General features: G+C 39.4%; 10 protein-coding genes. 4 read left to right on the forward strand and 6 right to left on the reverse strand.

Annotation, left to right across the window (positions count from 1 at the left end):
* The first annotated feature begins 117 nt into the window (after positions 1-117).
* From IJ00_RS27190 to rsmI, 3 genes are all read left to right on the forward strand, one after another.
* Positions 118-2,247 carry an ATP-binding protein gene (locus tag IJ00_RS27190; RefSeq protein ID WP_052754490.1) on the forward strand — a complete coding sequence of 710 codons (2,130 nt, stop codon included), beginning with the start codon at positions 118-120 and terminating at the stop codon, positions 2,245-2,247.
* Between the two features lie 76 nt (positions 2,248-2,323).
* Positions 2,324-3,151: an ABC transporter permease gene (locus tag IJ00_RS18390; RefSeq protein ID WP_035155341.1), complete on the forward strand. Its 828-nt coding sequence runs from the start codon at positions 2,324-2,326 to the stop codon at positions 3,149-3,151.
* A 73-nt stretch (positions 3,152-3,224) separates the two neighbouring features.
* Positions 3,225-4,085: a 16S rRNA (cytidine(1402)-2'-O)-methyltransferase gene (gene rsmI / locus IJ00_RS18395; protein ID WP_035155342.1), complete on the forward strand. Its 861-nt coding sequence runs from the start codon at positions 3,225-3,227 to the stop codon at positions 4,083-4,085.
* A gap of 8 nt (positions 4,086-4,093) precedes the next feature.
* Here the strand turns inward: rsmI and IJ00_RS18400 are convergent, their stop codons facing one another.
* The 5 genes from IJ00_RS18400 to IJ00_RS18415 form a co-directional block, all read right to left on the reverse strand.
* Positions 4,094-7,174, reverse strand: coding sequence for a hypothetical protein (locus tag IJ00_RS18400; protein ID WP_035155345.1), 3,081 nt, complete (start codon positions 7,172-7,174; stop codon positions 4,094-4,096).
* Between the two features lie 627 nt (positions 7,175-7,801).
* Entirely contained in the window at positions 7,802-7,963 is a 162-nt protein-coding gene (locus IJ00_RS29145) for a hypothetical protein (protein WP_168163500.1), read from the reverse strand.
* A gap of 238 nt (positions 7,964-8,201) precedes the next feature.
* Positions 8,202-9,152, reverse strand: a complete 951-nt coding sequence (locus IJ00_RS18405; protein WP_035155347.1) for a glycosyltransferase family 2 protein — start codon at positions 9,150-9,152, stop codon at positions 8,202-8,204.
* 375 nt (positions 9,153-9,527) lie between these two features.
* Positions 9,528-10,541 carry an Npun_R2821/Npun_R2822 family protein gene (locus IJ00_RS18410; RefSeq protein WP_035155351.1) on the reverse strand — a complete coding sequence of 338 codons (1,014 nt, stop codon included), beginning with the start codon at positions 10,539-10,541 and terminating at the stop codon, positions 9,528-9,530.
* Positions 10,542-10,698: 157 nt separating this feature from the next.
* Entirely contained in the window at positions 10,699-11,718 is a 1,020-nt protein-coding gene (locus IJ00_RS18415) for an Npun_R2821/Npun_R2822 family protein (protein WP_035155354.1), read from the reverse strand.
* A gap of 103 nt (positions 11,719-11,821) precedes the next feature.
* Between IJ00_RS18415 and IJ00_RS18420 the strand changes: the two genes are divergently transcribed.
* The gene (locus tag IJ00_RS18420) at positions 11,822-13,042 is read left to right on the forward strand and encodes a glycosyltransferase family 4 protein (RefSeq protein ID WP_035155356.1); all 1,221 of its coding nucleotides are present in this window, start codon (positions 11,822-11,824) and stop codon (positions 13,040-13,042) included.
* Here IJ00_RS18420 and IJ00_RS18425 read toward each other — a convergent pair.
* Complete coding sequence (locus IJ00_RS18425; protein ID WP_035159271.1) at positions 13,022-13,891, reverse strand: lipid kinase; 870 nt, start codon at positions 13,889-13,891, stop codon at positions 13,022-13,024. The genes IJ00_RS18420 and IJ00_RS18425 overlap by 21 nt on opposite strands.
* Positions 13,892-14,363: the final 472 nt, after the last annotated feature.

Raw genomic sequence — 14,363 nt, forward strand, 5'->3', positions numbered from 1 at the left:
AGAGAAATAAACGAACATTTGATCATTTCGGATGATTCATCGACACAATAGGGTAAATATGACGCGGTATGATTTACTGCAAAGCAGAGACTAGTTGCAACGAGGGTCAACAACTAGATGAATAGCAAGTTGCAAGATATTGTTTTTCAGTTTTCCTCGGATTTGTACTGTCTGATAGGAGATGATGGCTACTTTCAACAGGTAAACACGGCGTGGGAAGATTTACTCGGCTGGACAGAGGCAGAATTGATACTTCAGCCTTGGTTTGCTTTGGTTCACCCAGAAGAGCTAAACATCACAATGCAAGTTTACCAGGAACTAGTCAGTGGTGAAGCCATTCAGTTAGAAAATCGTTACAGTCATAAGGATGGTACCTACCGTTGGTTAGCCTGGAGAATGCTTTTAAATGATGATGGTCAAGTTTATGGTATCGGACGTGACATCAGTACCTATAAGCAGCAGGAGTTAGCCTTAGAGGCGATCGTTCAAAGACAAGCCACAAATTTACGTATGGCGCGTCAAGCTGAAAAACTTGCAAGAGAACAGTTTCAGGAAGCGCAACAGCAATTAAATTCTTTAAAAACACAATTTGAAGAAAGACTCAGATTACAAGTTGAGCAACGTGTGCAGCAGATACTGTTGGGTGAATCTATCCCGGCAGATATTTCTTACACTCTGACCTACGAAGATTTACTGAGGTCGATGCTTGACCACTTGTATCCAGCAATTCCCCACGATATTTCCGGAACAATTTTGCTCTTGGATACTCAGCCAGAGGGTTTAGAAAGTACCCTGGAAAATCGTCGATACAATTTACCTGGCTGTAAATTATTTTTTAACAATCATCGTCCCTTAAGCAATCAGCTTCAGGAAGATATCCAACAACAAATGTTGGTACGTTTATCAAAATTAAGTGGACAGGATTTAAGTCAGGCTTCCTTAACTGTTCATTATCTCAATTCTTTGGAACCACAGGCAGAAAATACCCTAGATGATATTGGTTCCCTGTTGTTGGTTCCTCTAATTAATACGCCCTACGAAGATAACCGCATTATTGGGTTATTATTTGTGGGAACTGAGCAGGTGGAACAATTTAACGAAGAACAGATTCGCCTACTTTACCACGTCGCGAGTAACGCTTCCATTGCCATTCAGCAGCTACGCTTCTTTTTTATTACCTTAGAAAAGTATGACTTAGAGAGTATTTTGGCACATTTGCCGGAGGGAGTGCTGTTGCTAGATGCAGAGCAACGAGTGATTTTAACCAATCCCGTTGCTAGGGATTATCTCTCTTCCCTTGCAGATATAAATGGGGATAACGTGTTACAAACTTTGGGTGGAAAATCCCTGCAAGAATTACAGCAATGCGATATTCATGATCCTAGTTGTAATGAAGTAACTTCCGTGAATCAGAGTGATTTAGTTATAGAAGTGATTGTAGAGCGCGTCACCCTGGAAATTCATTCGGTTTACTGGTTGGTGTTGCTGCGGGATATTAGCGATCGCAAACGTGTAGAAGCGGAAATTCGCAAAGCATTAGAAAAGGAACGGGAGTTAAATTCCCTGAAAAGTCGCTTAGTCAGAACGATTTCCCACGAGTACCGTACACCCCTCGCCACAATTATTTTAGCCGCAGAAACTTTGACTAAGTACTATGATAGGCTGGCAAAGGATAAGCAATTTTCCGCACTCAAAAGAATTCAGACTGCTGCCCAACAGATGGCACAGTTAGTTGATGACATTTTATTAAGCAATCAAATTGAGTCGGGAAAGTTAGCGTTTCATCCTGCACCCTTAGATATTGTGAAATTCTGTGAGCAGATAGTTGAAGATATCAAGCTTTTAGGTGATTATCGTCATCGAATAATTTTCACCCATAAAGGCGATATGCAGAGCATTCACTTGGATGCAACTTTAGTCCGTCAATTTCTCACCAATTTACTCAATAATGCCATTAAATACTCTCCAGAGGGGGGAATTGTGCGCTTACGTCTTGCTAGTGGTAATGGAAAAGTGGTATTTCAGGTAGAAGACCAAGGAATTACCATACCACCCCTAGACCAACCGAAAATCTTTGATGCTTTTCATCGTGGTAGTAATGTGGATACGATTCCTGGTACAGGGTTGGGTTTAGCAATTGTCAAGAAAGCGGTGGAATTGCACGGGGGAGAAATTCGCTTTCATAGTCAGTTAGGTGTGGGTACAACTTTTACTGTCAAGTTACCCTTAGTATCGAGCCAGAATTAGAGATTTCCTTTGACTTCAGTATATAAAGAAATGTAAATTAGAGTGACTAGGGGAATCGTGAGACATTATAAAAACAGTGGCTATTCAACAATCATTACCACTTGGTAAAAAGATTAAATTTCGGCAATTCCAAAATTTAGTTGCAGACAGCTTGACAATTTTCTGGGGAGAATGGTTGGAGCTACGTGCCAGAATTACCCAGGTGGCAGCATCGGGGTTAGTTTCACCACTAATATATATTGTGGCGTTTGGTTTAGGTTTAGGTAATTCCATTCAGCCGGGAAGCGGCATTAGTGGAGAATACAAGAACTACCTAGAGTTTATTTTACCAGGAATGGTAGCTTTATCATCCATGACAGTCAGTTTTGCGGGGACAACTTTCTCGATTTGTGGAGATAGATTATTTACAAAAAACTTTGAAGAATTGTTATTAGTTCCTATCCACCCCTTAGCTTTACATCTAGGCAAAATGTTAGCAGGAGTGGTGCGGGGGGGAATGACATCGATTTCCGTAATTATCGTCGCTCTGCTATTTTCCGGCAACTGGAATTTTCTCAATCCCTTGTTTCTATTAATTATGCTGCTGAATTGTGCAGTGTTTTCCGGTTTAGGGGTACTAGTGGGGTTGAGTGTGCGATCGCTGGAATCGGTGGGACTGTACAATAACTTTGTGATTGTTCCCATGTCATTTCTGGGTGCAACATTCTTCGACCCTGTAAAATTACCATTTTTCCTGAAAATACTAGTTTACTGCCTACCCCTAACCTACGCTAGTTTAGGATTACGAGCCGCCGTCTACTTACCATTATCCCAGTTTCCCTGGTATACTGTCGTCATTTTATTAGTGATGGCGATCGCTCTGTCTCTGTTAGGTGCGAAACAATTTAGCAGTCAACAGGATTAGGTAATAGGTGATGGGTAAGGGGTAATGGATAATAGAAACAACTTTCCCCCTGTTTTCTTCCTTTCCCCACCCCATGGCAACAGAACCCCAACCGAGTACTCTCTATATTGTCGGTACACCTATCGGTAACTTAGAAGATATGACATTTCGTGGTATCAAAATTCTCCAAGGTGTGGACTTAATTGCCGCAGAAGATACCCGTCATACAGGAAAATTACTCCAGCACTTCCAGATTAAAACCCCCCAAATTAGTCATCACGAACATAATCTCAATAGTCGGATTCCCGAATTGATTCAGAAGTTGCAATCAGGGATGGCGATCGCCCTAGTTACAGATGCAGGGATGCCAGGGATTTCCGATCCTGGGTATGAATTAATCACTAGCTGCATTCAGGAAAAAATTCCCGTAGTTCCCATACCCGGTGCAACTGCGGCGATTACTGCTCTCAGTGCTGGAGGATTACCCACAGATAAATTTATTTTTGAAGGGTTTTTACCTGCCAAATCCAAAGCCAGACGAGAACATCTGGCTAAATTACACACAGAACACCGCACTCTAATTTTCTATGAATCTCCCCACAGATTGCGCGATACTTTACAAGACTTTGCAGATATTTTTGGGCAACAACGGCAAATCGTTTTAGCTAGGGAATTGACGAAATTACACGAAGAATTTTGGCGGGGAACCATTGCCGCAGCTATTCAAGAATGGAGCGATCGCCAACCCCAGGGAGAATATACCATACTAGTAGCAGGGACTTCACCCACCAACCGTGAATTTACAGAAGCTGAATTACAAGCAGAACTCACAAAACTGATTCATCAAGGTATCTCTCGCTCCCAAGCAAGTCGGGAATTAGCTGAGATTACCTCCCTCCCTAAGCGACAAATTTATCAAATCGCTCTGACAATTTTGGCACCAGGGGAAGAGTGAGGCAAGAATTAAACAGTTGTCACCGCGATCGCTCCACCTAAAGCTGAGAATATCGCCGAAACAACAGCAGTGGCGAACAACCACCAAGCAGCAGACGCAGCAGCTTTGCGAGTCTCTTCCGCTTGTTTTTGGGCTTGAATTTTGACAATTTCTAACCGTTTTTGGGTTTCCTGCTGCAAACGCTCCGCACGTTGTAATACACTATTGCGTGCCCGTTCTACTTGGTCAATAATGCGATTAGCATCAGCTTCAGAAATGTCATCACGGGAAGACATAATTGCTACCAGGGTATCTCTGTCAAAATCAGATAGGCGATCGCGCAATGCTTCAAACCCAGCTTGGGGGTCATCAAACATTTTTCTCACGTCGCGCTTTATACCATCATAGTTAAGCTCAGGACGGTTCAAGGAGTTGAGATAGTTACGAATGCGAGCAAAAATGCCATCAATTGTATCTTGGATTCGCTGTTGAATATTCCGTATTTGCTGTACGAATTGTTCACGTACCCGAATCATATTATCAGCAATCTCCGCTGCTTCTGTCTCAGTCAAATCTTCCCGCAATTTCAACAAAGCAATGATGGTAGAACGGTCGAAACGCGATAGGCGATCGCCGATAGTTTCTATACCTAAACGGGGGTCATGGAGAATTAGTTGGAAGTCCCTTTTAATACCTTCTGGATTTAACTCTTCCTTACCTGTGAGACGTAAATACTCTTCTAGATAAGCTTGAAAGGTTTGGACACGCTGTTGAGTACGGACAGCAAAACGTCTAGGCACGCGAAGGAAATTACGTAGAGAGTGTTCCACAGAATCAATAGTTCTATTAACCTGTTCCTCCGTTAAATCATCCCTTTGACTCAGTAATTTTACTAAGGTGCTTCTGTCTAATTGAGATAAACGCCGCCGTAATGCCAGTGCCCCAATGCGGGGATTTTCCAGCAACTGTGACAAGTCTCGTTGGATACCTTCTGGATTCAGTTCCTCCTTCCCTGTATTGCGTAGATAATCGGCGATCGCGGTGGTGACAGAATCATATTCAGCCTTAGCCTTATCTGCAATAACTTGGGGTGTTGAGCGAATATTATGCCAACTATCCTCGACATCATAGAGAATACGGTTAACATCAGTCTCCGTTAAATCCTGACGTTGGCTCAGTAGCTTGACCAAAGTATCGCGGTCAAAATGTGATAAACGTGCCCGCAGTAACGCCATTCCCGCTTCCGGATTATCCAGGAGAGTTTTCAACTCACTGCGAATTGCATCAGGATTCAGTTCTTCCTTGCCAGTATCTCGTAGGTATGATTGTAAATTTAACCACAACTTTTCTACCTGAAATTTGGCTTGCTCTGTCAATCCCTGAGATACAACCAACACCTCTTGCACCTGCTTTTGTAATTCATCAATGATGCCCTCTGCTTCTGGGTAGTAAATATCACTACGTTCCCGCAGAATTGACCCCATTTCTTGACGATTTAACCACGATAAGCGCAGAGATAAAGTTTCATAGTCTGTATTGCTATCAGCTAACAAAGGTTTAAAATCTCGCTCAATTCCCTCAGCTGTCAAATTTTCCTTGGGTGTGAACAACAGATAATTTTCTACCTGACGTTGCAAATCCAAGGTGATTTCCCTTTCCTCATTAGCTCTGACAGTTAACAAAACATCTTGGCGAACCGCTTCCAACTGTTGGGAAATTTCTTCAATCTGTACCTGAGTCAGTAATCCCCGTTGTTGGAGCATATTCACAAAATCTTGGCGAGATAAGTTTTCTAACTCCTCTCGTACCTTACCAGGGTCAGCTGCGGAGTCGTAAATGACATCCCGAAATTCTTGGTGAATTTTCTCGCGACTGAATTGCCAAGCATAGGTATGAAGGAGATAGTTTTCCACATCTACCCGAATCGGACTGTAGGGTTGGGAAGGTGTGGGCAAACCCAACTTATCTGCTTGTTCTAAAGTTTTATCTTTAACGGTAGTAATTTGCTGAAAAATCTTTTCTACATCCAAATCGGATAAATCCGTGCGTCCCAATATCACACCCGTCAAGGTAGATAATCCCTGTTGCAGCAAACCTGGTTTCTCCTTTGCTACAGCTTTTGTTGTCCGTAGCTCTGCCAAAGCTGCTTCTAGTTTTTGATTCAGTTCATCCTTATTTACCTGTCCCGGTGGCAAAGATTTCAGCTGATTGATTAATTCACCCAATTTATCACTGCGAGATTGCTGACTCACTACCTGTTGCCATACGCTATACAACGTATCCCCTAGACGTTGCATATCTCGTTTGGATATGTCAGTGCGATCGCTAACTAAATTCATAAACTTTTCTCGGTCAATATCTGCCAGATTCCCACTCGCAGCAATTTCTTGCACCTGGGGGTCATTCAGTAATCCAGCAAAATCAGCCCGAACTTGATTTAAATCTAACTCTGGGGAACGTACCATTTCCAGGTATTCTTCCATGGTCTCACGGAGACTTCCAGGGTCAATAGCACTACCAATCTCCTTCCGTACTGCTGATGCCGCCGCTTCCGCAGTTGCCACAACTTGTTGATTTATCGTCTTCGCACCAAAAGCAGCAGTGGCAGTTCCCATAATTGCCTGGAAACCCGAAGTCGCAGTATTTACCACCGAACCAATTAGAGAACCGACGGTAGTTGAACTTACCCACACCAATAGGAGAAAGTATGCACCCCAAATCACTAAACCCAGGATTGCTCCTAACTCTGGACTCAGCACCAGTAAACTCAATTTAACTGCCAGAAAACAGGCAACTGCCAAGGCGATCGTTACAGTCACCAAAGTCCAGATACCGACAGCTGTGCCAATTTTACGAATCGTACCCCCGAAACTGGTGATATCATCGCTTTCCCCATCGGGCGATCGCCCCAAATAGGAAATACCAGCAGCAACGGAGAGATTCGTTAACACCAATTGCAGTGCAAAAGCGAGGATAACCCCAGAAATTAAAGCAGTAAAAAATCGTGGACCAGATACCAACACAGAAGCTTGTGCTGGATTGATATTAGTTGTTTCCGTGGTCAACTGTGCCAACCACGGCCCAAATTCTAGATGTTCAATCAAAAACATTTTAATATTCCTTCCTCTAAATCCTCAGTCGGCGAGAATAAATAATTACACGGGATTTACCCTCTGCTGCCATACCCAGTTACTTAGATTCAGAATCGTTGATATTACCCCTAAAAGTATCTGCCCCTGGTGATAAGTCCTCATATCACGGGAGATAGAGGTTTTAATATCTCTATTGTTACGGGGAAAGTTAAGCAATATTAAATACTCGAAATATGCCGTAATTATTCCCAAGCCAAAATATACATAAATACTCTGTTTACCTTATAACCACAGGCATTCTCGAACACCTGTAACTGCTTATGAAGCCTTTTATAACTAAAATCTAAAAATGATTACATCTGCTTTACATTTACCCTACAGCACCCAGTATGTGCGCGATAATAGGTTCAGAAAAGGTAAAGCAGAAGTTAAATTTCCTCGGTTCTGTAATTTATAGTTGATTTACAGAGGAGGTGCGGGTTATGCAAAATCTTCTGGTTCCGAATAGCACGGCTTATATTCTTGTCAAAATCTGCGTATTACTCTTAGCTATGCTCTTGTGGATAATTACGGTTGCTCCGCCCGTTATCTAAAAAATACCCGTGACCACGCAAGCACATGTTTGACCAAAATGATTCTTCTAATTTAGCTCGCGTGTTCCCAATCGCTGAGGACTTCTTGTTGCTGTTGTTTTGGACGTTGACGTAATGGTACGCGAGGCGAACCGATGTTAACAGGTGGAAAAGACTGTTGTTTCTTTTTGCCTGTTTTTTGCTGTTTATTGGGGTCTGCTGCTAAGTTCGTCATGATTTCACCTCAAAATCTTCACAATAGTTTCCTCAACAGGAATAATCTATATTCCGGCGAATTTGTAATTTCTTAATATTTTTATAATATTTCCCCCTTGTCATTCTGTATCTTGAGGTGCATGGGGTAGGGGAAAAAATGATAAATTTGATACTTTCCCATTCACCAGGTTGGTTTAGATGGATGGGGTAATGGGAACCTTTCGCTCCCTGTTGTCTGCAAGCAAGTCACCTGATACCTAAGATTTTTGATGGGTTCTGAGAAATCCTAGCAATTGTCGTCTCATTCCTAAAGGTAGAAGGGATAATGTTAAGGCAATAGAAGCTTTCAGGTAGGATGTGGATTTTCCCGCGATCGTCAATTGTCTACCTTTTTCAGTATCTCCCTTCTCAATTAGACGTATACCTAAAAGTAACTGAGTTTCAGCTAAACGTTGACATCGAATACTTTCCAACTTAGCAGAGGCAAAATTATAACTCTGTAGATACTGAATTTTATCTTGTAAATAGCGAATTGCCCTATCTGGAGTTTGTTGTTCTGGGTGACAACGATATTCCATTAATAATTTAGGTAAGAAATATCCTTGCTTATTCCCTAAAGCTAACCTCACAAATAAATCATTATCCTCGCAATTTTGCCAGTTAGCTCGCATGAAATCTAATTCTTGTAAAGCTTTTCGTCTAAATAAAGTGGCACCAATTTGAAAACTTTGATGTACAAATACAGTCTCTAAGAGATTATGGACAATTCCCTCAGACAATTCCGTTCTTTTCCATTTGCGAGAATTATTTTTTGTCTGCTCGACATTTCTAATATTATCAATATCAATAATCCAATGGTCAGTACCAACAAAATCCACATCTGGATGATTGTCTAAAATAGCAACAGTCTCTGCTAAAAACTCTGGTGTTAACTTATCATCATCATCAAATTTCACAAAATAATCACCACTTGCCGCATCAAACCCAGAGCGCATATTATTACTTTTACCAATATTTTTACCATGACAAATATACTTGACACGTGTATCTGTATAGTTAGCCATCATCTCTGATGTTCCATCTGTAGAACCATCGTCACAAACAAGTAATTCAAAATCTTGATAAGTTTGTTGCAATACACTTTCAATTGCCAGGGGTAAAAGGTGAATGCGGTTAAATGTTGGGATACAAATACTAACTTTAGGCATATTAATATAGTTTTGTGGTATTTAAATATAGTTTATAGCGTTTCCCATTCTAGTGAGGTATGGAAGAACCCCTCCCCAGTGCTCCCCGAAATCGGGGAGGGTGCCCGATAGTGCGGGTGTGGTTGTATTTCATCTGATAGGGAAATACTATTTTTTTATAAAAAAATCTAACTTGTTAAATGAAGACTAATTCTTAAAAACATTTTTTATGTGATATTAACTTCAGGAATACTCCCAATGATGATTAACAAGTTAGATACAAATAAGTAGGTGGGGCTAATTAAACTTAAGATGATTTCAAGCTGGATAAGGCAAGGGTTTCAGGTCATCTTAATTTTACGTTTAATTCATCCTTCCTACTTAGCAATAAAGTAATTAAGCAATAGACCTCTTAATCTTATTTTTAATCTTCTTCATAAATCGACTAGTTTTAGTTGTTAAACTAGGAGACTTAAAAGATTTTGGCTTTTGTTCTGGATTCTTCAAAAATCGATAATATAAGAACTCATCTCTGTAGCAAATATCAACATCCTCACCTTGACACAAGCGAGTAAAATCACTAGAAGAATAGCTCATGTAATGAATACGATGAATTGGCTTTTGTCCATCCTTGTTGTATAGAACATTATTGATATTCACAAAGGGATCAGCATTCGCACAGTTCCCTGTACGCTCCTCACCATTAGGACTGAGAGTGAAATTAAATAGAGGGCGATCGCAACGTAAAGTTAAATAATTAAACAGGAAAGCATCATCCCACCAACCATTAATCCAATTAACCTCCCCTTCAACAATTAATTTCTGTCTCATCCCTTCTATTTCATTCGCAGTAAATAAACCACGTTTAGCAGCAAAAAAGCTAGAACAATGTAGTTTGGAACGAATATCTTTCTCGGTATATAGTCCAGTTTTTTCAATGAGTGATATATCTAAAGCTGCGTGTTCTTTGCTTTTGAGATGCTCCCAGTCATCAAAAATAAAATCAAACTTTTGCAATTTATCAATGACATTAGTTAATTTCTGCATTGCTAAACTATCTGCATCGTAAAAAACAAATTTTTCAAATAATCCTTCAAATGCCACAAACTTCCTTTGTAAAGGACTTTTATACCAACTGTGACGATTAGTTTTTGCTCTATTGTTATGAGGATGAACTGCCCAAATATCATGAGCAAATTTATCCCACATTTCTATAATGTCCCAATTATCAAATAGAGTCACCTGAGGACGAGATTCTATCTCCTTTTTCACTCTCTCCAGTCGGTCATCATAGGGAATTATACAAACAGGAATATTTTCACCAACATTGATCTCAATACTATTCAGTAATGCTACTAGTTGGTCATAAACAATATCATTGGCAAGGGTATAAATACCAAAATTATTCATAATTCCACCTGTATTTTTAGTTTGTTATCAATGATAATGATAGTGTGTATATATAATCTTCTTACTTATATATATCACTTCGCTATTAGTATTCCCGGATATTTTTGTCAATCAACAGTTTCAAGCATTTCTATATTCATTATTAATTCTTATAAATTTAAGCAAAAGTTCGTTGAATCTTCTTGACTGTCTTCTGAATAAAACGATTAGTTACTGTTGGTAAACTAGGTTTAGTGAGAACTCGAGGTTTTTGTTCAGGTTGATGCATAAAACGATAATATAAAAATTCATTACGATAACAAATATCTACATCTTCTCCACGAGATAAACGAGCAAACTCACTTGCTCCGTAGCTCATATAATGGATACGATAAATAGGTTTCATGCCATCTTGGTTGTAAAGTATATTATTTTGGTTGACAAAAGCATCTGCATTCGCACAATTGCCAGTTCTATCTTCATATCGAGGACTTAAAGTATAGTTAAAAATAGAATATTTAGGGTCAAGGGTCATGTAATTAAATAATGCCGAACTAGACCACCAAAATTTATAATTAATCCAATCTATTTCCTGATTATGGACTAAATTATTCTGGATAAATTGTAGCTCTTCTAGACTAAACAAATCTCGACGAGAAGCGACAAAACTATTACAATGTAATCGATGACTTAACTCCTTTTCGGGTAAATTGTATTTCTTTGCCGCCATCTCTAAATTAATATCTGTAGCATTCTCTGGCTTATCATGTTCCCAATCATCAAAAACTAAATCATATTCTGTAACTTTTTGCCAAACGTCAGCGACTCTTTTCATGGCTAAACTATCAGCATCATAAAAAATGAATTTATCAAATTCACCATCAAATGCGGCTAGTTTGCGATGCACAAACCCCTTATACCAACCGGGACGTTTTAAACGAGAATCTCTAGCTCTCGGATGAGCATCCCATACTTCATTGGTAAACTTATCCCATTTTTTGATGACGTCGTAATTATCAAATAGTGTAACTTGAGGACGAGATTTTACTTCTGCTTTTACCTGATCAATCCGCTCATCATAGGGAATTATACAAATAGGAATATCTGAGCTAACATTCACTTCAATACTATTCAGTAATGCTACCAACTGGTCATAAACAATATCATTGGCAAGAGTATAAATACCGAAATTACTCATAGTAAAACCTTAATTTTCAAAGTATTTATCAGTGGCAATATATATTCCTGCAAGTCATTCTATATATATCACCAGTTAATATTATTCCCACATATTTAGCATAATGAACATTTTGATGCTTTCTTCTACATTCCCCTATCCACCGACACGGGGAGGAACCCAAGTTAGAACATTTAATTTACTTAAGTATTTGCAACGAAATCATGCAGTAACTCTTGTCACCCAGCAAGAAGCGGATGTGACAAATGATGAAATTGCCGCATTACGGGAATTTGTAGATAATTTGGTAATTTTCCAGCGTCCCCCGGATGTAACTGGGGGTACTTTTTCCAAAATTCAGCGCTTTGCAACTTTTTTACGACAAGGTACACCACCAAGTGTCTTAAATCGCTATTCTTCGGAAATGCAAAACTGGATTAGTGAATCTACTTTCCAGGGGAAATTTGATGTGATTACCTGCGAGCATAGTGTGAATGAAATATACATTCAACCTGATGTTCAAAAACAAGTTAGAACCGTAGTTAATATTCACAGTTCTGTTTATGGAACCTGTCGTCAACAACTAGAAACTAGTATTTCAGAAAATACCTGGCGAGATAAAATTAATCTGCCTCTATTACGACGTTATGAATCAAATTATTGCTCAAAATTTTCTCAAATTGTGGTGACAACAGCAGAGGATAAAATTCAAATTCAAGAATTTAATCCCCAGGGTGAAATTACTATCATTCCTAATGGTGTAGACTTAGTGACTTTTCCCTATCGCACATCCGATCCAGGAGGAAATCGTCTCGTTTTTATTGGTGCAATGGATAATTTAGCAAATATTGATGCAGTCTGCTTTTTTGTCAGAGAAGTATTACCAGAAATTCAGAAAAATTATCCCAATACAACTTTTGATATTGTTGGTTCTCGTCCCGTTTCAGAAGTCGTTGCATTACAAAATCAACCAGGAGTCACTGTGACAGGACGTGTTCCTTCCATGGTAGATTATCTCCATAAATCTACTATCTGTATCGTATCAATGCGAACTGGCTACGGTATAAAAAATAAGACATTAGAAGCTATGGCAGCAGGTGTACCTGTTGTGGGTAGCGATCGCGGTTTGGAAGGACTCGAAGTGAATAGTGCAAATGTACCACTGAGAGCTTTACGGGCAAATACTCCCCAGGAATATATCACCGCAATTACCCAACTTTTTCAAAACCCTCAACTGCGAGAGGAACTCTCTATAAATGCCAGACAATTTATTGAATCAGAGTTTACTTGGGAAAGTGCTGCCAGACGTTATGAGGAGGTATGCTTAGGGAACAATCACAGCTAAAGCTTGAGGTAGTACTAAAAAATGTGCCGGGGTGTAAGTTGTAATTTCCCCATCAGTATTTATAGGGCGAGGTTTTCTTGTATAAACTGTTATTTCTTGCCCCTGTAATCCTCGTACTCCCGGCAAATGAATATGTCGTCCTTGACGCATAGCTGGAATTAATAACAATATTTGCCACCAATGTTGAATTTCTAAACTATATAAATCTAATCTTTGATCATCAATGGCAGCATCATGAACAACTGCCATTCCTCCTCCATAATAGCGACCATTGCCCACAGCAATTTGGACTGTTTTTGTGACTATTTTTTGACCATTGATGTGTATTTCTGCACTAAAAGGGCGAGAATTCCAAACTGCTTGTAGGGCAGTATAAGCATAGGCAAAAATACCCCACTTGCGTTTAACTTCTTTAGTTAATTTCTGGGTAATTTTGACACTTAATCCCAAGCTTGCAACGTTAAAAAAATACTTGTCATTGACTTTACCTACATCAATTTTCCTGATTGTACCACTAGCGATAACTTTACAAGCTTCGGGTAAGGAAGTCGGTATATTTAAAGTTCTTGCCAAATCATTAGCTGTACCTAAAGGTAAAATGCCCAGTGGTAATTGGGTTTCGACTAAAGCATCAAGTGCGGCATTTAAGGTACCGTCTCCACCACCAATAATGACTAAATCTACTTCATATTTATAACGATGAATTACTTCCGGGAGATGATGCGGATGTTCTGTAGACTCTTGCAGCAATGAAAAACCGAGTTTTTCTAAAAAATCGATAGCTTCAGATAGTCGCTTTTGCCCTTGACGGGAATGGCGGTTAACTAGCAATAATGCACGGCGACTCATGGGAGATTCAGTTATCATTTGGTTCAGATATTTGGTGATGCTTGCCTATCATCGATTAGTAATATCTGGCGCAATTTAAAATAGATAATACCTCTGTCGATGGATGATACTTCATAAAATATAAGTTTATTTATTAACTTCAGTATAATTTTGATACCAACTTATGTTCTATTGTAGTAGCTTCCACTGATGAGGTTGCTTCCCTCTGTTGATAATGATAGATGCTACTGTCTTTGACGAGAACTTAGTATGAGTACTCATATATAAGTGACAAGTGTGGAATTTACCTATTGAGTGTTCCTAAAGATAATGTAAGTAATCAGTCAGATTGGATATAACAGCTATTATTCAGGCTAATTATTATTCCTTTACTATCATAAAACAATTAAGGCATTCATCCCATGGCAAAAACTCAAAAATAAATCCCCGACAAACGCGAGGATTTATATAAATGAGAAACTTAAATTGAATT

This window comes from Calothrix sp. 336/3, assembly GCF_000734895.2.
Classification (GTDB): domain Bacteria; phylum Cyanobacteriota; class Cyanobacteriia; order Cyanobacteriales; family Nostocaceae; genus 336-3.